The sequence below is a fragment of the Bacterioplanes sanyensis genome (genome assembly GCF_002237535.1).
GTDB classification, from domain to species: domain Bacteria; phylum Pseudomonadota; class Gammaproteobacteria; order Pseudomonadales; family Oceanobacteraceae; genus Bacterioplanes; species Bacterioplanes sanyensis_A.
This window is the reverse complement of record NZ_CP022530.1, coordinates 4,075,666-4,098,718: the sequence shown is the minus strand read 5'-3', so window position 1 is coordinate 4,098,718 and position 23,053 is coordinate 4,075,666. Positions and strand designations below refer to the sequence as shown.

Below are 23,053 nucleotides of genomic sequence, written 5' to 3'. Positions count from 1 at the left end.
GACACGACTATGAAAATACTGGTAGTAGAAGACGACTTAAGCCTGCGCGAGGCCGTGGTGGACTCACTCACCATCGCTGGACACGATGTGTGTGAAGCAGAAAATGGCGCCATCGGCTTGCAGCAGCTGCGTGCACAAACGCCGGATCTGGTGTTGTCCGACATCAATATGCCAGAAATGGACGGCCTGCAGTTCTTGGACGCGGTGAAACAAGAGCGCCCTTGGTTGCCGTTTGTATTGATGACGGCCTACGGCGATGTCAGTCAGGCCGTCAGTGCCATGCAGCGTGGCGCGCACGATTATTTAATGAAACCGTTTGAATTGCGCGAACTGCACACCATGCTGAAGCCATTTTCTGGTCAGCCCGATGACAGCGATGACGATAGCCAGCCGATTTGTGAAGACCCGTCGTCACAGCAATTATTTCAAATGGCCAAGCGCGTGGCAGAAACCGATTCCACCGTGCTGATCAGTGGCGAAAGCGGCACGGGTAAAGAAGTATTAGCGCGCTATATTCATCAGCATTCGCAGCGTCGCAAAGGCGCCTTTATCGCGATTAACTGCGCAGCCATACCTGAAAACATGCTAGAAGCTATGCTGTTTGGCTATGAAAAAGGCGCCTTTACCGGTGCCTATCAATCCATGCCGGGCAAGTTTGAGCAGGCCGATGGCGGTACTTTATTGCTGGATGAAATTACCGAAATGGATCTCGGTCTGCAGGCAAAATTATTGCGCGTCTTGCAAGAGCGGCAGGTGGAGCGCTTGGGCGGTAAAAAAACCATCGACCTGGATGTACGCATTGTGGCGACCACCAACCGTGAGTTGGCCGATTACGTCGCTGAGGGCAATTTCCGCGAAGACTTATATTATCGCTTAAGCGTATTCCCCTTACATTGGCTACCGCTGCGCGAGCGTCGTGGCGATATCCTGGCACTCACGCGTCGGTTGTTGGCTCACCATGCCAATAAAATGAAACGTCCGGCGCCGGTATTAACTTCAGATGCAGAAATAAAATTGTGTCAGCACAGCTGGCCTGGCAACGTCCGTGAATTAGACAACACCTTGCAGCGTGCGCTGATTTTACAGCCCGGCCCGCAATTGTCTGCCGCTGATTTACTGCTCACGCCGGTGCCTAAGCATCGCCAAATTACCGACAGCGACACCGTCTCTGCACCAGTACTGGAAGATGAGGGTGAGTTAGGCAGCGATTTGCGTAACCGAGAAGTGGAGCTAATCGTGAAGGCGCTGAAAGAAGAGCCATCACGCAAAGACGCTGCCGACCGACTCGGTATTAGCCCTCGTACGTTACGCTACAAGGTCGCCCGTCTGCGTGATGAAGGCATAGACGTTGAGTCCATGCTAACCGCCTGAGTCCTCTCTTGCTGCACCCGAATAAGCCGCTCTATGCGGCTTTTTTTGTGTTCGCTTCAAGGTTCATTCGATCACTGTAGAGAAAGGCGGCTTATTCGCTGTGAGGCGCATCTGCCGTGGATAGCCACTTGTCTTTCTGCACTGATACCAAGTTGGCAAGCCGTTTGCAGTGACAGAAAACTATATGAAAACTCTTAGCGAAAACGTCAAAAAACCGTACGCTGGCTGGTGAGGTACCCATTATGGTGGATCGTGTCGATGTAAACAGTGTGCTGATGCAAATGCGGCAGGTGAAACAGCAATTGCGTGCACAGCAAGATGTGCAGCCAGCGGTGGGCAACGCTGAGATGTCAGGGCCGCGTATCAGTGGCGATAATTTGGCACGCCAAGTTGAGCGTCTGCAGCAGCAACAACAGCAAGTGAACCCCAGTGCGGCTACTGCCAATGTGCAGGGTGACCCCAGCATTCCTGACTTTCAAACCATGTTCAGCAATGCCGTGAATAACGTCGCGGTGAATCAAAAAACATCCAGTGATTTACAGCGTCGTTTTGAGCAAGGTGATCCAACCATCGATTTACCCGAAGTGATGATTGCCATGCAAAAATCCAGCGTATCTTTTCAAGCGATGACGCAGGTCAGAAATAAGCTGATAGAAGCTTATAAAGACGTCATGAACATGCCTGTATAAGTTGAGGTGGTTCCATGGAAAATGCACCTGCTCAAACTAATGCTAACGATGAACCAATGATGGATGCGGCGGACGACAACGCCAGCGGCGCCCATCCGGTATTGGCGGGATTTAATCGCCTGACCATCGTGCGACAAATCGCTGTTATTGCCGGGATTGCGTTGGTCATTGCCTTGGCCTTTGCCATTCTTATCTGGTCGCAGGAGCCTTCCTACAAACCACTTATTCATCGTCTGCAAGACCACAATGCGCAAGACATAGTGGAGATATTGCAGCGCGAAGGCATCGACTTTCAAGTGGACCCATCGTCGCAAATATTGATGGTGCAGTCGGGTGATGTGCACAATGCGCGCATGAAATTAGCGGCCGCCAGTTTAATTGACGAAAAAACCGTCGGCCTTGAAGTGCTGGAGCAAGACAGCGCTTTAGGCACCAGCCAATTTATTGAAAATGCCCGCTATCGGCGCGGACTTGAAGGTGAGTTGGCGCGCACCATTGCCAGTGTGAACGCTGTGCGCAACGCGCGCGTGCACTTGGCGCTGCCGAAAGAATCGGTATTTGTGCGCGATAAACGCTCGCCGCGCGCGTCGGTATTTGTCGAGTTATACGCTGGCCGTGACCTGACCAAGGATCAAGTTGAAGCCATCGTTAATTTAGTCGCTTCCAGTGTCAGCGATATGGATCGTAGCGATGTATCCATCGTCGATCAGCACGGCAATTTATTGTCAAAAATCGAACAGCAAGCCGAAGACTTTATGGTGACTCGCCAGCTGGAGTACACACAAAAAGTCGAAGACTCATTAGTGCAGTCGGTTAACAATATTCTTAAACCTGTGCTGGGCAGTGAAAACTACAAAGCGGAAGTATCGGCGGACGTAGATTTCACCGTGCAAGAACAAAGTGAAGAGCTGTACAACCCGGATCTTATTGCCTTGCGCAGTGAACAACTGGTCGATGAAGAAAACGTCGGTAAACCAAATGGTGGCATTCCCGGAGCCTTGTCCAACCAACCACCGGTGGATGCGCAGGTCCCAGAACAAGCCAATGGTGGCGCTGGTGGTGCCAATCCGACGCAGCGCCGCTCAGAAGCCACGCGCAACTACGAAGTGGATCGTACGCTTAGCTACAAGCAACATCAGATTGGCCGTTTGCGCCGTGTCACCGTCGCGGTGGTGGTGAATGATCGCGAAACCCTGAATCCAGACGGTGAAGTGGTCTTTGCACCGTGGGCCGAGGCGGACCTGCAACGCTTGGAGATATTGGTCAAAGATGCCGTGGGCTTTAACGCTGCTCGCGGCGACAGCGTCAACGTCATCAACTCACCCTTTATGGGCAAAGGTGAAGCCACACTGGGTGAACCAGACTTCTGGACTCAGCCTTGGTTCTGGGAAATCATGAAGCAAGTGCTGGCCGGACTGTTTATCCTAGTGCTGATATTCGGTGTGATCCGACCTACGGTGAAGAGCATTGCTCGCCGTGGCCAGGAAGAATCGACCAACATTCTGGATGAGCTGGAAGATGCCGAGGCCGGGCTCGACGACGAACGTGTCACCTTGGCCGGTGTTGATGAATTCTTACTGCCAGGCGCATCAGAGAGCTTTGAGCGCCAGCTGGATGCACTGAAAGGCCTGATTGCTGAAGATCCAGCGCGAGTGGCACAGACAGTGATTAAATGGGTGAACGATAGCGATGGCTGATGAACAAGCAGACAATGGCTTAGCGTCGCTCAACAAAGTTGAGCGCGCCGCGATCTTATTGATGACCCTCGGTGAGCAAGACGCTGCTGAGATTCTGCGTCATATGGGACCTAAAGAAGTGCAGCGCGTCGGTACGGCGATGGCCGAGCTGGCCAGTGTCAATCAAACCCAGGTTGAAGCAGTGGTTGCTCAGTTTCTTGAAGAAGTGGGCGGCCAGACCGGCATGGGGCTGGGCTCGGATCAGTACATTCGTAACATGCTGACGCAAGCACTCGGCAACGACAAAGCCGGTGCGCTGATTGATCGTATCTTATTAGGTGGCAATACCACCGGCCTGGATTCACTGAAATGGATGGAAGCCCGGCAAGTCGCCGACTTGATCCGCCACGAACACCCGCAAATCCAAGCCATCGTGGTGTCCTACCTAGACTCTGACCAGTCGGCAGAAATTCTCTCTAACTTTGATGAAAAAGTGCGCTTGGACATCGTTATGCGGGTGGCTGCCCTTGAGGCCGTGCAGCCGGCGGCGCTGCAAGAGCTAAACGACATTCTTGAGCGTCAATTCTCTGGCAAAGCCGGGGCGCAAACCACCTCAATGGGCGGTGTCAAAGTGGCTGCCAGCATTGTTAACTACGTTGACAGCACTATGGCGAATGAACTGCTTGAGCAAATTAAAGAGATTGACGATGACCTTGGCACACAGATTCAGGATTTGATGTTCGTCTTCGACAATCTGGTGGATGTGGATGACCGTGGTATTCAGAGCCTGCTGCGCGAAGTGTCCACCGACTTGCTGGTGGTGGCGCTGAAAGGGGCCGACCCGCAAGTGCAGGAAAAAATCTTCAAGAACATGTCCAAACGCGCGGCAGAATTGCTGCGTGACGACCTGGATGCCAAAGGGCCGGTTAAAGTCAGCGAAGTGGAAACGGCGCAAAAAGAAATTCTCACCATTGCCCGACGATTGGCCGATGCTGGCGAAATTGTCCTTGGCGGTGGTGGTGAAGCTATGTTGTAAGGTGCCTGCGTATGTCCGATGTGAAGAAGTTCGGTCACCCCATTGCCGCAGAAGACGCCGAGTCCGTACGCCCTTGGCGCTTGCCATTCTGGACCGAGCCACCTGAGTGGCAAGCGGAAAAAGAACAACAGGAAGCGCAAGCCGAAGACGTAGAAGAAGCGCTGTCGCTGCCCACGGCAGAAGAGTTGGAAAGCATTCGCCGTGAGGCCTACAACGCCGGTCTCGAGCAAGGCCTGGTGGAAGGACGTCAGCAGGGCCACCAACAAGGGTTTGAACAGGGTCGCCAGCAAGGCCATGAACAAGGTTTTGCCAAAGGCGAACAAGAAGGCAGAAGCGCTGGCTTTACCTCAGGTGAGGCTCAGGGGCTGGAAGCCGGGCAAGCCACCATTGATAAGCGTGTGCGCGAGCTGGAGCAGGTCATTTCTCAGCTTAAAGCAGAGCTGCTGCAACGCGACCGTCAGTTGCCCGAAGTGCTTGCCGCTATTGTGCAGCACACTTGCCAGCAAGTGGTCGCCGCCGAATTACACACCGGTGCGGAGAATATTGAGCAGTACGTGAATGCCGCGCTGCAACAACTCCCGCTGGGTAAAGACAGTATTACGGTGTTTATAAGCGCCACCGATGAAAAGCACCTACAGCAGCCACCCCAGGTGCGCGGGCGGTTACTGGAAGTGGTGGTGGACCCAGCGCTTGGTCCGGGCGAATGTCGAGTGGAAACAGAGCAAAGTCTGGTGACTTACCAGCTCAGTGAGCATCTAGAGCAGCAATTACAGCAGTTAAAGCCCCTACTGCTCGAGGCCGTCGCTGGCTTTCCTTCAGAAGACGAGTTGCTACCTGAGCTGGATTTGAGCGAATCCGAACCCCAGCCTCTAGACGCCTCCGATGGCACACTCGATGATGCTGTCGAGCCAGAGCCAGAGCCAGAGCCAGAGCCAGAGCCAGAGCCAGAGCCAGAGCCAGAGCCAGAGCCAGAGCCAGAGCCAGAGCCAGAGCCAGAGCCAGAGCCAGAGCCAGAGCCAGAGCCAGAGCCAGAGCCAGAGCCAGAGCCAGATCAAGACAACGAGTCCGATCATGCGCCTCAGTGAGCGCTGGCAAGCGCTGTCGCTGCCGACCTCAAATTATCAACCTGCGATTGCCGGGCAGTTAATTCGCATGGTCGGCCTGACGCTGGAGGCGGTGGGCATTAATGTCAAAGTCGGCGATCGCTGTTTGGTTGAGCGTCATCAGGATGACACCATCGAAGCCGAAGTGGTTGGCTTTGACCAGCAACGTATTTTCTTAATGCCCATTGAGCAGATCGATGGCATTCGCCCGGGCGCTCGGGTTTGGCCGCTGCAAGGGTCGGCGCATGTGCCGGTCGGCGATGGGTTATTAGGACGGGTGCTGGATGGCACTGGTCGGCCCCTAGACGAAAAAGGCGAGCTGCGTCAGATCAGCGATGGCAGCTTGCATGGCCGAGCTATCAATCCGCTGCATCGTGCACCGATACGAGAACCCCTGGATGTCGGCATCCGCGCCATCAATGCCATGTTGACGGTCGGCCGCGGCCAACGTATCGGTCTGTTTGCCGGCAGTGGTGTGGGCAAAAGTGTGCTACTCGGCATGATGACGCGCTTTACCACTGCGGACGTGATTGTTGTCGGCCTTATCGGTGAACGTGGCCGCGAGGTGAAGGAATTTATTGATGAAATCCTTGGTGCAGAGGGGCTACAACGTTCAGTGGTGGTGGCGTCGCCAGCCGATGATTCACCGCTGATGCGCTTAAGAGCAGCGATGTATTGCACTGCAGTGGCGGAGTTCTTCCGTGACCAGGGGCGGAACGTATTACTGCTGATGGACTCGCTTACGCGTTACGCCCAAGCGCAGCGTGAGATCGCCCTAGCAGTAGGCGAGCCTCCAGCCACCAAAGGCTACCCACCTTCGGTGTTCAACAAGCTGCCAAAGCTGGTGGAGCGCACTGGCAATGGACCGCAAGGTGGCGGCTCTATCACCGCGTTTTATACCGTGCTAAGCGAAGGTGACGATATGCAGGACCCGATCGCCGACGCCAGTCGTGCCATTTTGGATGGTCACATTGTGTTGTCGCGACGCTTGGCCGAAGAAGGGCACTACCCAGCCATCGATGTTGAAGCTTCGGTCAGTCGTGTGATGCCGAGCATTGTGCATGGCGATTGGTTGCAACGTGCGCAGCTGGTGAAGCAGCTGCTGTCGCACTATCGGCAAAACCAAGACTTGGTAAATGTTGGGGCGTATCAACCGGGCAGTGATCAATTGCTCGATGTGGCGATGGAGCGCATGCCCACCATTAAAGCGATGCTGCGCCAGCGTTTGGATGAGGGCTCTACACTGCAAGACAGCGAACAACAGCTGACCGCTGTGATCAGTGGAGGCTAGTGTGGCGCGCCATCCTCGAGCTATACGCCTGCAGACGGTGGTGAAGTTGGCCGAACGCGATGAGCGCCAGGCACTGGCGAACCTGGGTCAAGCGCAGCAAAAGCTGCAAGCCGAGCAGGAGCAAAAACAGCAACTCAGCGACTACGCCAATGATTACCAGCAACAGCTGAGTGGTGGTCATGGCGGACAACTCAGTGCCGCACAGCTGCACACCACCGTGGGGTTCCTGCGACAAATCGAGCAGGCATTGAAGCAACAGCAAGAGCAAATTGTGCTGTTGCAAAAGCAGGTTGAGCATGAGCGCGGCATCTGGCAACAATGCCAAGCTAAGCTAAAAGCATTACATCATTTGCTGGACAAACTCGATCAGGAATACGACGAACAGCAACAACGTCTGGAGCAGCACCAGGCGGATGAATGGTCGAATCGTGCTGCCTTTGATCGCCTGAAAAGTCGCTGAAAGCTGCGCTCAGACAGTTCTCTATTGGGCTCATCGCTCGCCGTTAATTCATCCATTCTGACAGCACAATCCACAGCTTTTGCCGTAAGTCTGGCTTTTTCATTTTCCCTCCTGCAAACAGAAAAAATGCGTCTAGTCTGGTAATTGAGTCCAGCAACGGAAGCATGCACGATGCCACACACATTGAGCTGCGGTGCGCGCCTTAGCATTGACCAAGCAGAACATCTTCACTCGCAGTTTCAGGCGGCTTTGTCCTCGCCTGAGCCCTTATTGATCGATGCAGGTGACGTTCAGTACGCCGACAGTGCTGGGCTACAGTTGCTGCTGGCGTTAAAGCAGAGTCTAGCGGGCAGTGGCCAGAGCTTCAGTTGGGGCAACGTCAGCGACGTTGTGTACGAATGTGCTGATCTGTTGGGGTTAACAGCCCAATTGAGTTTATCCGATATCATTAAGGAGTAAATCATGCCCAGTATTTTGGCGGTCGATGATTCGGCATCCATGCGCCAGATGGTGATTTTTACTTTACGAGGCGCGGGTTATGACGTCACCGAAGCAAGTGATGGCAAAGAAGCCTTGGAGTGTGCGCAAAAACAGAAATATGACTTGGTCTTGTCTGACGTGAATATGCCCAACATGAATGGCATTGAATTGGTTAAAGCGCTGCGGGAACTGGCCGATTATAAGTTTGTACCTGTGTTAATGCTCACCACCGAATCTACTGGTGATATGAAAATGCAGGGCAAGCAAGCAGGGGCAACCGGTTGGATTGTGAAGCCGTTTAATCCGGACCAACTGCTGAGTACTATTCGTAGGGTTCTGGGATAAACCATTATGAGTGTTGACCTGTCGCAGTTTCACCAAGTCTTTTTCGAGGAAAGTTTCGAAGGTCTTGAGGTGATGGAAAGTCAATTACTCGGTTTGCAGTCGGGCATTACCGACATGGAAGCTGTGAATACCATCTTCCGCGCTGCGCATTCGATCAAAGGCGGTGCAGGTACCTTTGGTTTTTCAGACGTTGCCCACTTCACACACTCCGTTGAAACGTTGTTAGATGAAATTCGAGCGGGGAAAAGGCCGGTTACTGAAGAATACGTTGATTTGTTTTTGCAATCCGTGGATGTCTTGCGTGAGCTTCTGCAGGCACTTAACAATCAGGAGTCACCGTCATTAGATAGAGCCAAAGAACTGCAAGGTCAGCTGCAGCGTATTTTAGAAAATAACACTGACTGTGGCACTGATATTAATTCTGACGAAGAGGCTGGGCCAGAGAATACGGACGATGATCACGGCTGGTTGATTGATTTTAAACCGCATGAGGACATGCTGCGTAGCGGCAATGAGCCGTTTCGTATGATGCGTGAGATCTGCCTGCTGGCAGGGAAAGACAATGTACAGATTCTCGCACAGTTGGGCGGGCTACCAGACATAACTTCCTTAGACCCTGAAGTGTGCTACATACATTGGCGTATACAGGTCGCGACTGCAGTCGCAAAAGACGCACTATTGGAAGTATTTGAATGGGTGGAAGACGAGTGTGATCTTGAAATTACACCATTAGTAAAAGAAAACACCGATTGTGTCCCGTCAGCTGTTTCGCTGCCAGAAACTCCCCCGAGCGAGCAGTCTGTAGCGCAAGAAAAGCCGCCAGTTGCACCGACAGAAGTGGCAAGTTCGAAAGATGGTAGCGCTCGTTCTCGGCGCAGCGGTGACACTTCGATTCGTGTGTCCATCGATAAAGTCGACAGTCTTATCAATATGGTGGGTGAGCTAGTCATCACTCAGTCCATGTTGAGTCAGCTAGGTCAAGACTTCGACATGAGTCATCTGGTGCGGTTACAGCAGGGCTTAATGCAGCTGGAGCAAAATACCCGCGAGCTGCAAGAGAGTGTGATGAAAATCCGCATGTTGCCAATCAGCTTTGCATTCAGTCGATTCCCAAGATTGGTGCGAGATTTAGGTGGCCAGCTCGGTAAAAAAGTACAGCTCCTTATGAGTGGAGAAGAGACTGAGCTGGATAAGACAGTAATGGAAAAAATTGGCGATCCATTGGTTCATTTGGTAAGAAATTCCTTGGATCACGGGCTGGAGCTACCGCAAGATCGTATAGCGAATGGAAAAAAAGATGTCGGCACTATCATGCTGAATGCTTACCACCAAGGTGGCAATATTGTTATTGAAATTCAAGATGATGGTGCTGGGCTAAATGAAGAACGTATTCTGAATAAAGCCATCGATCGTGGGTTGGTTCCGGAGCAGAACAATTTATCGTCTGAAGAAATTCATCAGTTGATTTTCTTACCTGGTTTTTCTACTGCCGACACCGTGAGTGACATTTCTGGTCGTGGCGTTGGTATGGATGTGGTGAGGCGGAACATTCAGGAACTCAATGGCAATATTGAAGTTTCCTCGGTTGCTGGCAAGGGCTCGACATTTACCATTCGCTTGCCACTCACACTGGCGATCTTGGATGGTCAGCTCGTTCGAGTGGGAGATGAAAAGTACGTCATACCACTGGTGTCGATAGTTGAGTCTATTCAGCTTCAGGCAAAAGATACTAGCCATATTGCAGGTAGTCAGCCTGTGATGCCATTGCGAGATGAATACATACCGATTGTATGTCTAAGTAAAGTATTCGGTTTGCGTGCACAAGCGGACTTAACTGACGCTATGTTGGTGGTCGTAGATGGTGATAGTGGCAAAGTGGGCTTAGTAGTAGATGAACTTCTGGGGCAGCAACAAGTTGTCATAAAAAGTCTCGAGCAAAATTACGAGCGTGTTATGGGTATATCCGGTGCCACTATTTTAGGGGATGGCACCGTTGCGCTCATCATTGATGTCACCGGCTTGCATAAGCGCAGCGAAAAGGCAGCATGATATGAATGTAAATGATATGGAAGAGCCTGAAGGAAATGAGCAGCAGTATCTAACATTTATTATGGCGAATGAGGAATATGGTGTTGATATTCTTGCTGTGCAAGAGATTCGTGGTTGGGAACCAACGACTTCCATACCCAATGCACCAGACTACATCGGTGGTGTAATAAATCTTCGTGGGACCATTGTTCCTATTATGGATCTACGAATGCGTTTTGGACTGCCGATAGTGGAGTATAGCCCTGTAACTGTTGTGGTTATACTGAAGGTTATCGCTGACAATAATGAGAAAATTATGGGAATAGTCGTTGATGCGGTGTCCGACGTATATTCGATTAGACAATCAGATGTTCGACAGCCCCCTGATATGAATCAAGATGAGAATACTGGCTTCCTTAGGGGGTTAGTCAGCGTAAAAGAAAAAATGGTAATTTTATTGGATGTTGCAACACTAATTACCAGTCATCAAGATTTAGAATTACCCGTCATGGCCGATAGCATTAGCGAAACAGAGTGAGTCTGCATAGCAGGCAAAAGGATATGGTATGAGTTTCTTCGATCAGTTATTTGGTGGTGCAGCTCAGCGAGCAACCACTCTCCGATACCAGGCACTTGAAAACACCCAAGCTATTATCGAGCTAAGTCTCGATGGTACTTTGGTGGAAGCGAACTCTAACTTCTTGGCTTTGCTTGGCGCGTCTGCCGCGGATGTGGTCAATCGGTCGCTTAGTAGTCTTCTGGCTACGGACGATTCAGTCCAAGGTGCTCAGGCGGACTTGTTGCTGAAACTTGGTCGAGGTGAAAATCTAGAAGTACGGCAAGTATTTTCCGGTCGCAATAGGCCGAATAGATATTTAAATATGAGTTATAGCTCAATTAAAGATAGTGCTGGGAAACCCTATCGAGTGCTTGGGTTAGCTCATGATGTGACTGAGGCATATGTTGAAGAGCAGGAGCAGAAAAAGAACTCTGATATTGTCAGGGCCTTAGATGTTTGTCAGGCCAATGTGATGTTGGCCGATATGGATATGAAAGTCCTTTATATGAACGGTTGCCTGAAACAGGCCCTGAAACATCACGAAAGTAATATTCGGCAAGAAATTAGTAGTTTTTCTGTCGATCAGCTCATTGGTCAGTCCGTAGATGTTTTTCATCAGCAGCCAGAAAAGCAGAGGCGCATGATTTCTGAGCTGAAGGAGCCATACCACACAAGAATAAATGTCGGTGGGGCGACCTTTTCGTTAATAGCTACACCTTGGCTGAATGTGGCTGGGGACCGAGTAGGGACCATAGTTGAGTGGCAGGACTTAACAGATACCTTAGCGAGAGAGGCGACTGAGAAAGCCATGGCAGATGCCAACGCTAGAGTGAAACAGGCTCTCGATGTGGTAAACACCAATGCTATGATCGCAGATAATGACTTTAATATCGTTTACATGAACGAGTCCATTGTTGAAATGATGGAAAATGCGGAAGATGATCTGAGACGAGAAATTCCGGCATTTGAGGCCAAGAAGTTGATGGGGTCAAATATCGATGTGTTCCATAAAAATCCGAGTCATCAACGTTCTATGGTGGCGTCTCTTAAAGATACATATAAGACAGAAATTGTTGTAGGTGGCAGAACTTTCTCTTTGATTGCTAATCCAATATTTAATTCTGATTCGGAAAGAATTGGGACCATTGTTGAGTGGCAAGATCTAACATTGGAAGTTGCTCGTGTCGCGCGTGAGAAGAAAGAAGCTGACAGTAACTCGCGGGTAAAACAAGCACTGGATGTTGTTTCAACGAATACAATGATTGCGGATAATGAACTTGACATTGTCTACATGAATGAATCCATTGTAGACATGATGAAAAATGCTGAAAGTGACCTGAGAAAAGACTTGCCAGGTTTTCAGGTCAGCCAGTTAATGGGAAGCAATATCGATGTTTTCCATAAGCGACCAGAACATCAGCGTCAAATGCTGGCCGCTCTCAAAGACACCTATCGGACAGAGATTGTCGTTGGTGGTCGCACCTTTTCTCTCATCGCTAACCCTATATTCAATGATAAGTCTGACAGGATAGGTACTATTGTAGAATGGAAGGATCGTACCGATGAGGTAGCAACTGAACGCGAAATTGATTTGATTGTTGATGCAGCAACGGCTGGAGACCTTTCCCAGAGAGTCGAGTTGCATGGAAAAGATGGCTTTTTCCTTAACTTAGCTGAGGGTTTAAACCGCTTACTGACTATTGCTGACAGTGTTGTGAGCGATACGATTAGAATTTTTGATGGTCTTGCCCAAGGAAAATTAGATCGCCGGATAAATGCCGATTACACCGGCTCGTTCGATAAACTCAAACAAGATGCCAACGCTACAGTTGATCGACTGACAGATATTATTACACGTATTCGAGAAGCAGCCGGTACTGTGGCGACTGGTGCCAGCGAGATAGCTCAAGGCAATGCAGATTTGAGTCGTCGTACTGAGTCACAAGCTTCGTCTTTGGAAGAGACGGCTTCCTCGATGGAAGAAATGACCAGTGCTGTCAAACAAACCAGCGACAATTCGGTGCATGCCAATGAACTTGCCAGTTCGGCGCGCAAAAAAGCGGAAAATGGCGGTGATGTTGTATCGAAAGCGGTAGTCGCCATGCAGGAGATTAATCAGTCGAGTAAACAAATCTCAGACATTATTGGTGTGATTGATGAAATAGCGTTCCAAACTAACTTGTTGGCATTGAACGCAGCGGTTGAGGCCGCTCGAGCGGGAGAGCAGGGGCGAGGGTTCGCTGTCGTTGCCGGAGAGGTGCGTAATCTAGCACAGCGCTCTGCTAGCGCTGCTAAGGAAATCAAAGAGCTGATTCGTGACAGCGTCGATAAGGTCGAAGCCGGTACATCACTGGTCAACCACAGCGGCAATACCCTCAATGAAATCATTGCTGCAGTTGAAAACGTATCATCCATGATTCAGGAGATCAGCACTGCCGCCAGAGAGCAGTCTGCGGGTATCGATCAAGTGAACAGCGCTGTGGCACAAATGGATGAAATGACGCAGCAAAATGCAGCCTTGGTTGAAGAGGCGTCGGCTGCAGGAGAGGCGATGGCTGAGCAGGCTCAGTCAATGATGAAAATGATGGAATTTTTTGATATTGAACTGGCTTCTAATCCGACGCATGGAAACGTTACCCATTTGCCTACATCTACATCTACATCTACATCTAATCCGTCTTCGCAGGGACCTTCCAGTAACTTCTCTGTTAGCGATGATGATGAATGGGCAGAGTTTTGATTTGGTATGAATGGAGATGAGCGAGAGTTTTTGATGACAGATGCTGACTTCTCTGAAGTAGCATCTCTCGCTTATCAACATACTGGCATTGTATTGGCGGAACATAAGAAAGATATGGTATACGGGCGCATAGCTCGGCGCATTCGTCACCACAAGCTTTCTAGTTTTCGTCAGTATCTGGATTTCTTTAAGTCCAACACGGAAAGTGAGCTGAGTGACTTTATCAATGCCCTAACTACCAACTTGACCTCTTTCTTTCGAGAACCGCATCACTTCAACTTTTTGCAACAGCATTGGTTACCCAAGCAGAAGTCTATTTCCTCTAGTAAGCGTCGGCTACGGATATGGTCGGCTGGGTGCTCAATTGGGCAGGAAGTATACTCTATAGCGATGTCGCTTAGGGCTGCAGGATTGCCTTCTGGTTGGGATTGCAAGCTGCTGGCGACTGATTTGGATTCTAACGTATTAGATACCGGGCGAAGGGGTATATACCCAGATAGCGCTGTGGCTGGTTTGCCTTCTGACATACTTTCTCGTTTCTTCGACCGCAAGACAAACTCTACAGTCCAAGTAAAGCCTGCACTACAGGAGATGGTGTTTTTTAAGCGTCTTAATCTACTCGAGCCTTGGCCCATGTCTGGGCCATTTGATGTCATCTTTTGCCGCAATGTAGTGATTTATTTTGATAAGCAAACACAGCGGAACTTATTTGATCGGTATGCTGATATTCTATCGACAGATGGACACCTCTTTATAGGTCATTCGGAGAACCTGCATGGCATTACTCAGCGTTTTGAATCTTTGGGGCAGACAATCTATCGGAAGATACGCTAGTGCATGCTCAATCCCCCGATGATAGGCCGAAACAGCCTCCGGCAGCTGCCGGCTTTGAACATGTCAATCGATACTGGGATGCGACTATGAGGGTTTGGGCAGCAAAGATATTGCCCGGAGAATTTTACGTATCTACCAATGGTGAAATGATCGTTACCCTATTAGGCTCATGTATATCGGCCTGTGTGCGTGACGTTAAGCGAGGGATTGGTGGAATGAATCATTTTATGTTGCCACAACAAAGCCAGCATTCGAGCCCGCAGTGGGGGGGCGACCCGTTGACAAATGCATCTCGCTACGGAAATTGGGCGATGGAATATCTAATTAATGGAATACTGAAACGCGGGGGAAACCGACCTGATCTCGAAGTGAAGCTATTTGGAGGCGGGCAGATGATAGCATCTATGACGGATGTTGGTCAGCGTAATATTTTGTTCGCCTATCAGTACATCGCGGAAGAGGGATTAAAAGTCGCCGCAGCGGACGTCGGCAATAACGTCGCTAGAAAGGTGCTGTATTTTCCGGATACCGGTGCCGTAAAAGTTCGCCGTATCAAACAGTTGAAAAATGACGTGCTTCTGCAACGTGAACAGGAATACCAACGTTCTGTAAATACTGACAAAGCTGCAAGCGGCAGCGTGGACTTGTTCTAATGGCCAAACCAATTCGCGTGTTGGTGGTAGATGACTCACCGCTAATCCGGCAGCTGCTCACCAGCATGTTATCAGAGGAAAACACAGGGATTGAGGTTGTCGGCACCGCGGCGGACCCTTTCATTGCTCGTGACAAAATCAAACAACTACGCCCAGATGTCATCACGTTGGACGTAGAAATGCCACGCATGACTGGGTTGCAGTTTCTGAAGAATCTCATGCGTTTGTATCCAATGCCAGTGGTGATGGTGTCTTCATTGACAGAGCAAGGTGCTCCAGAAACCTTGGATGCATTAGAGCTGGGAGCCGTCGACTACATCGCTAAACCGCAGATCAAAAATGAAGCGGCTTTCAAGCGCTTTGCGAAACACTTGGTGGAAAAAATCACCATTGCTTCTACTGCTAAAGTACGGATTCTGGAGACTGAAAAAGTTCAACAGCGGCGCTCTCAAGTTGAAACAGTACAAAGCTATCATCGTTGGATAGCCATCGGGGCGTCTACCGGTGGAACCGAAGCCATCAAAGAAGTCCTAATGACGGTGCCCAAACACTGCCCTCCCATTGTTATTACTCAGCATATTCCAGCGGTATTTAGCCGCTCATTTGCCATGCGGTTGAACCATTCTTTAGAGCTTGAGGTCTGTGAAGCTGAGAATGGTTTGGAAGTGCTGCCAGGCAGAGTGATTATCGCCGAAGGTGACCACCATCTGGAATTCATCAAGCAGCAGGGCAAGACGGTGTGTCAATTGTCGGCCAGTGAGCCGGTCAATCGTCACCGTCCTTCCGTAGGCGTTATGTTTGATAGTCTGCGTACTGTTATTACGCCATCTAAGCTGGTGGTGGTGTTATTAACCGGCATGGGCAATGATGGGGCGTCGGCTCTGGCAAGATTAAAGCAGGAAGGCGCGAGCACCCTGGTGCAAGATGAGGCGTCCAGCGTGGTCTGGGGAATGCCAGGCGCTGCGGTGGCACAAGGGGCAGTGGATGAAGTCGTGCCATTGTCTGAGGTGGCGCGCAGAATGTTATCGCTAGCGGCAGTTAAACAGTGACAAACCTGCCGCTTGTGCTAAACCTGTTGTATTACACCCGATTGGAGGATGGATGAATGACGGTACAGGCTTCTCTCTCAGGGAACGGTCAGGAGCTCACCATTAAGGTGGATGGGCGCTTTGATTTCAGTGCACACCAGGAGTTTCGCGATGCCTATGAGAGCCTGGAGGCAGAACCGCAGAGTTTTGTCGTAGATTTAGGCGGCACCTCGTACTTGGACAGTTCCGCGTTGGGCATGTTGTTATTGTTGCGAGACCATGCCGGTGGCGATAGCGCTGATGTCCGTATCGTGAACTGCAATCAGGACGTGCGCAAAATTCTGACTATTTCTAATTTCGAACAATTGTTTGCCATCCAGTAGTCTTCCATGGTTAAAGAAGGCATCCGTATTCTGATTGCGGACGACAATAGCACCGACCGTATGCTATTGAGTCGCATTGTTCGCAACCAGGGGCATCAAGTCATTGAAGCGGAGAACGGCGCCGAGGCGGTTGAACTGTTTCAGCAGCAGCGGCCGGAGATGGTGCTGATGGACGTGATGATGCCGTTAATGAACGGCAAAGACGCGGCCAAGAAAATAAAAGCACTAGCTGGTGAAGAGCTGGTGCCGCTGATCTTTTTGACTTCGTTGACGGATGCGCAAAGTTTGGCAGATTGCCTAGAATCGGGCGGCGACGACTTTCTCAGCAAGCCTTACAATAACGTCATCATACAAGCCAAAATCAAATCCTTCTCGCGCATGCGTGACATGCAGCAAATACTGCAGCAGCAGCGCGACACCATCGCTACCAATAATGAACACCTTCTGCATGAGCAGCACGTCGCTAAAGCCGTGTTCGACAATGTGGCTCATGCTGGTTGTTTGTCTGCCCCCAATATCCGCTACATCGTTTCTCCTTTGTCGATATTTAATGGCGATGTTTTGCTGGCGGCGCGTAAACCCGGCGGCGGCATGCACGTTTTGCTGGGAGACTTTACCGGTCATGGCTTACCGGCGGCGATCGGTGCGATGCCGATGGCTGAAATCTTTTATGGTATGACCTCCAAGGGCTTTGCTCTGCGGGATGTGCTGCGCGAAATCAATCTTAAGTTAAAGGGAATTTTGCCGGTAGGCTTCTTCTGCTGTGCGGCGGTGGTCGATATGAATTTTGATCGCGGTCACGCAGCGATTTGGATGGGCGGTGTTCCCGATTGTGTCTTGCTCAGGGCTAATGGTGAACGCATTGAGCTCAAATCGTCGAATTTACCGCTCGGTGTGTTGAGCAATGAACAGTTCAATGACACCTTAGACGATTACGTCATGGAAGTGGGCGATCGTCTATTAATGTGGTCTGACGGTATTCTGGAAGCGCGCAATGCAGACGGCAAAATGTTTGGTGAGCCACGATTAAAGCAGGTGTTGGACGACAGTAGTAGCGTGGATCAAGTATTTGATGGCATTCACCGTGCGCTTGATCAGTTTATGGGCGGCAGTCAGCGCGACGATGACACCACCTTGATTGAATTACAGATGACAGACGAGCAAGCATTGGAAGCCTACTTGCCAGACCTGCGCTCAGGGCCCATTGCCGGGCCGGTGGATTGGCATATGACCTATCGTATGGAGTCGCATACGCTGCGCCACTTTAATCCGTTGCCACTGCTGATGCACATCATGATGGAAGTGCCTGGTTTGCGGGTCATGGGCGGGGAGCTGCATACGGTAATGGCCGAATTGTTCTCCAACGCCTTTGAACACGGTGTATTGGGGCTCGACTCGTCACTCAAATCGAGTCCACAAGGGTTTATGGAATACTACCGCCAACGAGAACAAAAACTGCAACAACTGATCGAAGGCTATGTCGAAGTGCGAATGCGCCACGACGGTGATGGGCATGGTGGCAAACTACTGATTGAGTTTGAAGACAGCGGTCCAGGCTTTGATTACAAGTCACTGCCCATCGCTGAAGAACGTACTGGCTCAGATGATACACAATATTGTGGGCGTGGAATCCCACTCCTGAGCAGCATCTGCGAACGTCTTACCTACAAAGGGCGTGGCAATCAGGTAGAAGCCGAAGTACATTGGCCTCAGGCCACCTCGCGGAGGGAATAACATGAGTCAACTGGCAGCACATTTTGACCAAGAAGCGCTGAGCATGCTGCAAGAAGTCATGGACGATGAGTTTCCCGAACTGGTCGACGTCTACCTACGCGACTCGGACCAGCGCTTACCGCTGCTCCATCAAGCCATTGCTGCCGAGAGTGCAGACGATATTCGTGAACTGGCCCATAGCTTTAAAGGCGCCAGCAGTAATGTCAGCGCGCATGTACTGGCAGAGTTGTGTTTTGGGCTTGAAAAAGCGGGTCGAGACAACGAATTGGCCAATGTGCAGGAGCAGTTGTCAGACATCGAACGTGAGTACCACCAAGTCAAATCCCTGCTGCAAGGCATGATTAACGGATAGATGTAATCTTGGCCCAGTTGTTGCTGATTTCGTGTCATAGAACGGTTATAGGTTCAGGAGGCACGAAATGATGCAGTCAGGCGGTTCGGGACTGAATGGTTTGTTGATGTCACTGGGAGCGACGCTGCCATCGCAAGCTGACGGCTCTTTGTTAGAGGCAATGCCGGTAACGGACACTGAGTTTTCGCGCTTATTCGAGCAGTTGAGAGCGGGATCTGATGCCCTACCACTGTCGATGCAGCAAGCCGGTTTGGACAGCGAAGCGGTTATTGAATGGACGGATCAGGACTGGCTGCAACTCGAGCACGCACTAACAGCGGCAATGCAGGAAGGCGATTCTATGCCGCAGCTGCCACCAGGCTTGCCGTTAACTACCAAAGATCTACTCCAGCAAGTGCGTTTTGGTGAAGGCTGGGCCACTCAAGGTGATGCCGATGCGGCTGACTCTGAGTCCGCTGCCGGTCTATTGCCAACCACAACTGCACAAAACGATCTCAGAGCAGCGTTTGATGGCCTTTCCAAGGCTGTCTCTAATTTGCAGCCTGGAGAGGGTGATGCTGCTAACAAATCAGCCAATGATCTAAGTACCACGATCCTGTCGGATAGCGCCGACGCTGCGAACGCTGATGTAGATGATCTGGGGTTGGCTGCTCTGACGAAAGTCCAACACAGCGAAGCGTTGCCCGCCAATCAGAACCTTGAAAGTGATGCCGACCAAGCGGTGCAAAACTCTGCCGTGCCAGCGGCTGCAAACGGGCTCGCGGCAAGCGCTCTTACTCGGCGTGATTTATCGGTTGATAAACGTGCTACAACGCCTGGGCAAAACAACCCCGCATCAAGCGATGCTGCTATGCCTGACTTGAGCGAAGCATCAAGTTCGGAGCCCAAGCCGCACAGTACCATCAATGTCACTGACACGGTGCCAGAAGCCGATACGCCCAGCATTGAACGACCCATAGCGCAAAACACAGCCGCCCCGGAATTGAAGTCACCGCAGCAAACCATGACGCAGCCGACTGCAATAGCAGCTGTTCCTAGTGATACTGTAAACAGCAACGAGCTGGTCGATCCATTGACTGAAGAAGCGTTTGAGCTGCAAGAAAAACGGGAGCTTCAGCAAGTGCGTGGTGAAGAACGATTACGTGATAAGTTAGAGCTCGGTCCGGACCGTCAAACATGGGGCGCTGCGCTGGGTGGGCGCATCATGACCATGGTGCAGGACGATATTCAGCAAGCTCGTATTCACTTAGATCCCCCGGAGCTGGGCAGTCTGGAAATCCGCCTGCAGGTGCAGCAAGATCAAACCAATATCCAGGTTCAAGTGCAAAACCCTCAAGTGCGAGATGCATTGGAAGCTAATGCGCATCGCCTACGCGAGGCGTTGGCAGAGAATGGCTTGTCTTTGGCTGGCTTTGATGTCAGCGAGCAAGGTAGCCAACAACAGCAGGGTTTTGCTCAATCATCAGCGGAGTATTCCTCCAGCAATGACGAAATGGCCAGTGATGACGACCTTCATGATGCCCCCAGCATCGCGACGTCGTCTACCAACAGCCAATCTTTGTTAGATACCTTCGCTTAATTAAACACGCCAGAGCCCATTAAGGTGTGCTCTGGCTTTTATTTACTGAAGCCGCTCGGCCATTTTTGCTGGCGGCGGTACACACTTCTCTTTCTCCTGATTACAGCCGCTCAGTGCGGAAACGACTAAACTCCTGATGCAGTGTCGTATTGTTGACACTTTTGCATGGCACGCCGATTGCTAATGACCATACATGACAGGAGAGACAAATTATGGCAGCTGAGCAAGACCTAAAGCTCGACGACGAGCCCAGCAACGCTGAAGGCGGCAAAGGCGGAAAAAAGAAGCTCATATTGATCATTCTGATTGGCCTCATTGTGGTGGGTGCTGCAGTCGGTGCAACGTTGTTTTTCTTGATGGGCAGCGACGATGACGCCGCCGATGCAGACACAGGAGAAGTGGCGGAAGAGGTGGTGGAAGAGCCCAAGGGCCCAGCTCAGTATGTGATTTTAAAACCCGAGTTTGTCATCAGCTTTCAAGTCGGTCCACGGCAACGGTATTTGCAGTTAAGTCTGCAAGTGATGACGCGCGAGCAAGTGGTGGTGGACACCCTGGCACTGCACGAGCCGATGATACGCAATGACATCATTCGGATTATCAGTGAACAAGAATTTGACACACTACGGACGGCGGAAGGTCGACGTTCCCTGCAACTGGCGCTGACTGAGCATTTGGATATGCTGATGGAGCGCGAAGGTGGCGTCGGTGGTGTAGAAGCGGTGCTATTTACTAACTATGTGATGCAGTAGGAAAGCCCTGTGCAAGATTTACTGTCACAAGATGAGATTGATGCGCTCTTACACGGGGTCGATGACGGTGATATCGAGCCCGAAGACGATATTGATGAAACCGGTGTCAAATCTTATGACCTGACCAGCAACGACCGCATTGTTCGCGGTCGTATGCCAACGCTGGAAATGATTAACGAGCGCTTTGCGCGTTACATGCGTATTAGCATGTTCAATTTCTTACGCCGCAGCGCGGATGTCGCCTCAGGCGGCGTGCAAATTATGAAGTTTGGTGAGTACGTACATACGCTGTACGTGCCGACCAGCTTGAATCTGGTAAAAATGCGGCCTTTACGCGGTACGGCACTGTTCATCATGGACGCCAAACTGGTGTTTAAATTGGTGGACAACTTTTTTGGCGGTGATGGTCGGCACGCCAAAATTGAAGGCCGTGAGTTCACACCAACCGAAGTGCGGGTCGTGCAGATCGTACTGAATCAGATTTTCAGTGACATGATTGAAGCCTGGGCCCCGGTGACTAAGCTCGAGTTTGAATACGTCGGCTCTGAAGTTAACCCGGCCATGGCGAACATTGTTAGCCCCAGTGAAGTGGTGGTGGTGAACACCTTTCATGTTGAGCTCGACGGCGGCGGTGGCGATTTTCACCTCACCATCCCGTACTCCATGATCGAGCCTATGCGGGAAGTGTTGGACGCCGGTGTGCAAAGTGACATTGACGATGTGGATGAGCGCTGGTTGCAGTCGTTGCGGGAAGATATTTTAGAAGCCAAGGTGCCCGTGCATGGCACTTTGGTGGAGCGCGAAATAACCTTGCGCGAGGTGGCGGACCTCAAAGCCGGTGATGTGATACCGATTGAAATGCCGGAATACTTTACCTTGCAAGCCAATGGTATCCCGTTGTTTTTAGGGAAGCTGGGTATTTCTGATGATAACTTGGCGGTAAAAGTGATTGAGCAAGTTCACCGTCAGCGGACTCGTAAGTAGGAGACAAACATGGCTGATGAAAATGATGTAACTCCAGATGAGCCCGTAAATCCCGATGAATTGGCGGATTCCGTCGCCAGTGGCATCGAAGAGGCCGGAGAAGATGAAGCCGCGCTGGCGGACGAATGGGCTGCTGCCATGGCCGAAAGCGGCGACGATGGCGACGGTGATGTCGAAGACGATTGGGCAGCCGCCATGCAAGAAGAGGCTGCCGCGTCAGAAGAGCCGCAAGATAATGTAGAGCCAGCTCCGCTGGATCCACTGCAGGACGACAGTCAGCCGAGTAAATTCAGCGAAGATGGTCCGGAACTGGACGTCATCTTGGATATCCCGGTGCGCATTTCGATGGAAGTCGGCAGCACCCAGATTCCGATTCGTAATTTGTTGCAACTGAACCAAGGGTCCGTCGTGGAGCTCGATCGCTTGGCAGGCGAGCCGCTGGACGTCATGGTCAATGGCACACTCATCGCACACGGTGAAGTGGTGATGGTGAATGACAAATTCGGTATACGTTTAACGGATGTGGTGAGTCAGAGTGAACGTATTCAACGTCTGCGCTAGCAGCTTACTGTTACTGGCACCCGTGGCCGTGGCGTCTGATGGTAGCCCTGCTGCGCCAGACCCTTGGGCCTCTGCTGGGCAAGTGGCAATGTTTCTGCTGCTTACCATCGGGCTGATATTTCTATTGGCTTGGCTGGCCACCAAAGCCAAAGCCATTCGGCCGATGGGTGGCAGCCAGGTCATTCGCCCCGTGGCTACTTTGGCGTTAGGGGTTAAAGAGAAAGTGGCGTTGGTGCAGGTGGGTGAAAAGCAAATATTGCTGGGAATTACGGCGCAGCAAATTACGCCATTGGCGGAATTTGACGAGCCTATCATTGTCGCTGATGAAACCAGCCCAACCTTTGCTGAGGTTCTAAAAAAGGCCGTGCGCTCATGAGACGTTGGGGCGCACTGGTTGCGTTACTGTTGTGTTGGGTAG

Annotated in this window: 23 protein-coding genes; all 23 read left to right on the top strand. The window is 51.1% G+C overall.

Going from position 1 to position 23,053, the window contains the following annotated elements:
- Nucleotides 1-9 precede the first annotated feature (9 nt).
- The 23 genes from CHH28_RS18845 (at nt 10) to fliO (ending at nt 23,011) form a co-directional block, all read left to right on the top strand.
- Complete coding sequence (locus CHH28_RS18845) at nt 10-1,371, top strand: sigma-54-dependent transcriptional regulator (RefSeq protein WP_094061763.1); 1,362 nt, start codon at nt 10-12, stop codon at nt 1,369-1,371.
- 242 nt (nt 1,372-1,613) lie between these two features.
- Complete coding sequence (fliE, locus tag CHH28_RS18840; protein WP_094061762.1) at nt 1,614-2,060, top strand: flagellar hook-basal body complex protein FliE; 447 nt, start codon at nt 1,614-1,616, stop codon at nt 2,058-2,060.
- A 14-nt stretch (nt 2,061-2,074) separates the two neighbouring features.
- Nucleotides 2,075-3,757: a flagellar basal-body MS-ring/collar protein FliF gene (fliF, locus tag CHH28_RS18835; protein WP_094061761.1), complete on the top strand. Its 1,683-nt coding sequence runs from the start codon at nt 2,075-2,077 to the stop codon at nt 3,755-3,757.
- Nucleotides 3,750-4,772 (top strand): flagellar motor switch protein FliG, encoded by a 1,023-nt coding sequence (gene fliG / locus CHH28_RS18830; protein WP_094061760.1) that lies wholly within the window; start codon nt 3,750-3,752, stop codon nt 4,770-4,772. The genes fliF and fliG overlap by 8 nt, the downstream gene beginning before the upstream one ends.
- 11 nt (nt 4,773-4,783) lie before the next feature.
- Nucleotides 4,784-5,857 (top strand): FliH/SctL family protein, encoded by a 1,074-nt coding sequence (locus CHH28_RS18825; protein ID WP_094061759.1) that lies wholly within the window; start codon nt 4,784-4,786, stop codon nt 5,855-5,857.
- Nucleotides 5,844-7,166 (top strand): flagellar protein export ATPase FliI, encoded by a 1,323-nt coding sequence (gene fliI, locus CHH28_RS18820; protein WP_094061758.1) that lies wholly within the window; start codon nt 5,844-5,846, stop codon nt 7,164-7,166. The genes CHH28_RS18825 and fliI overlap by 14 nt, the downstream gene beginning before the upstream one ends.
- Before the next feature lies 1 nt (nt 7,167).
- A complete protein-coding gene (gene fliJ / locus CHH28_RS18815; RefSeq protein ID WP_157730006.1) occupies nt 7,168-7,626 on the top strand; it encodes a flagellar export protein FliJ in 459 nt (152 codons plus the stop codon).
- A 171-nt stretch (nt 7,627-7,797) separates the two neighbouring features.
- A complete protein-coding gene (locus tag CHH28_RS18810) occupies nt 7,798-8,085 on the top strand; it encodes an STAS domain-containing protein (protein ID WP_094061756.1) in 288 nt (95 codons plus the stop codon).
- Complete coding sequence (locus tag CHH28_RS18805) at nt 8,086-8,451, top strand: response regulator (protein ID WP_199244122.1); 366 nt, start codon at nt 8,086-8,088, stop codon at nt 8,449-8,451. It begins immediately after the preceding gene.
- A gap of 6 nt (nt 8,452-8,457) precedes the next feature.
- Nucleotides 8,458-10,500 carry a chemotaxis protein CheA gene (locus CHH28_RS18800; RefSeq protein ID WP_094061754.1) on the top strand — a complete coding sequence of 681 codons (2,043 nt, stop codon included), beginning with the start codon at nt 8,458-8,460 and terminating at the stop codon, nt 10,498-10,500.
- Nucleotide 10,501: 1 nt separating this feature from the next.
- Entirely contained in the window at nt 10,502-11,017 is a 516-nt protein-coding gene (locus CHH28_RS18795) for a chemotaxis protein CheW (protein ID WP_199243946.1), read from the top strand.
- 28 nt (nt 11,018-11,045) lie between these two features.
- Nucleotides 11,046-13,778 (top strand): methyl-accepting chemotaxis protein, encoded by a 2,733-nt coding sequence (locus CHH28_RS18790; protein ID WP_094061752.1) that lies wholly within the window; start codon nt 11,046-11,048, stop codon nt 13,776-13,778.
- Between the two features lie 6 nt (nt 13,779-13,784).
- Nucleotides 13,785-14,612, top strand: a complete 828-nt coding sequence (locus CHH28_RS18785; protein WP_233243664.1) for a CheR family methyltransferase — start codon at nt 13,785-13,787, stop codon at nt 14,610-14,612.
- Nucleotides 14,612-15,265, top strand: coding sequence for a chemoreceptor glutamine deamidase CheD (cheD, locus tag CHH28_RS18780; RefSeq protein WP_233243662.1), 654 nt, complete (start codon nt 14,612-14,614; stop codon nt 15,263-15,265). Before CHH28_RS18785 ends, cheD begins: the two co-directional genes overlap by 1 nt.
- Nucleotides 15,265-16,314 (top strand): protein-glutamate methylesterase/protein-glutamine glutaminase, encoded by a 1,050-nt coding sequence (locus CHH28_RS18775; RefSeq protein WP_094061750.1) that lies wholly within the window; start codon nt 15,265-15,267, stop codon nt 16,312-16,314. Before cheD ends, CHH28_RS18775 begins: the two co-directional genes overlap by 1 nt.
- 56 nt (nt 16,315-16,370) lie before the next feature.
- Complete coding sequence (locus CHH28_RS18770) at nt 16,371-16,676, top strand: STAS domain-containing protein (RefSeq protein ID WP_094061749.1); 306 nt, start codon at nt 16,371-16,373, stop codon at nt 16,674-16,676.
- 6 nt (nt 16,677-16,682) lie between these two features.
- Nucleotides 16,683-18,410, top strand: coding sequence for an ATP-binding SpoIIE family protein phosphatase (locus CHH28_RS18765; RefSeq protein WP_094061748.1), 1,728 nt, complete (start codon nt 16,683-16,685; stop codon nt 18,408-18,410).
- Nucleotide 18,411: 1 nt separating this feature from the next.
- Nucleotides 18,412-18,762 (top strand): Hpt domain-containing protein, encoded by a 351-nt coding sequence (locus tag CHH28_RS18760; RefSeq protein WP_094061747.1) that lies wholly within the window; start codon nt 18,412-18,414, stop codon nt 18,760-18,762.
- 67 nt (nt 18,763-18,829) lie between these two features.
- On the top strand, nt 18,830-20,341 hold the full coding sequence (locus tag CHH28_RS18755; RefSeq protein WP_094061746.1) for a flagellar hook-length control protein FliK: 1,512 nt from the start codon (nt 18,830-18,832) through the stop codon (nt 20,339-20,341).
- A 212-nt stretch (nt 20,342-20,553) separates the two neighbouring features.
- Nucleotides 20,554-21,090 (top strand): flagellar basal body-associated FliL family protein, encoded by a 537-nt coding sequence (locus CHH28_RS18750; RefSeq protein ID WP_094061745.1) that lies wholly within the window; start codon nt 20,554-20,556, stop codon nt 21,088-21,090.
- A gap of 9 nt (nt 21,091-21,099) precedes the next feature.
- The gene (fliM, locus tag CHH28_RS18745; RefSeq protein ID WP_094061744.1) at nt 21,100-22,074 is read left to right on the top strand and encodes a flagellar motor switch protein FliM; all 975 of its coding nucleotides are present in this window, start codon (nt 21,100-21,102) and stop codon (nt 22,072-22,074) included.
- A 9-nt stretch (nt 22,075-22,083) separates the two neighbouring features.
- Nucleotides 22,084-22,635 carry a flagellar motor switch protein FliN gene (gene fliN / locus CHH28_RS18740; RefSeq protein WP_094061743.1) on the top strand — a complete coding sequence of 184 codons (552 nt, stop codon included), beginning with the start codon at nt 22,084-22,086 and terminating at the stop codon, nt 22,633-22,635.
- On the top strand, nt 22,610-23,011 hold the full coding sequence (fliO, locus tag CHH28_RS18735; protein ID WP_157730005.1) for a flagellar biosynthetic protein FliO: 402 nt from the start codon (nt 22,610-22,612) through the stop codon (nt 23,009-23,011). The genes fliN and fliO overlap by 26 nt, the downstream gene beginning before the upstream one ends.
- Nucleotides 23,012-23,053 lie beyond the last annotated feature (42 nt).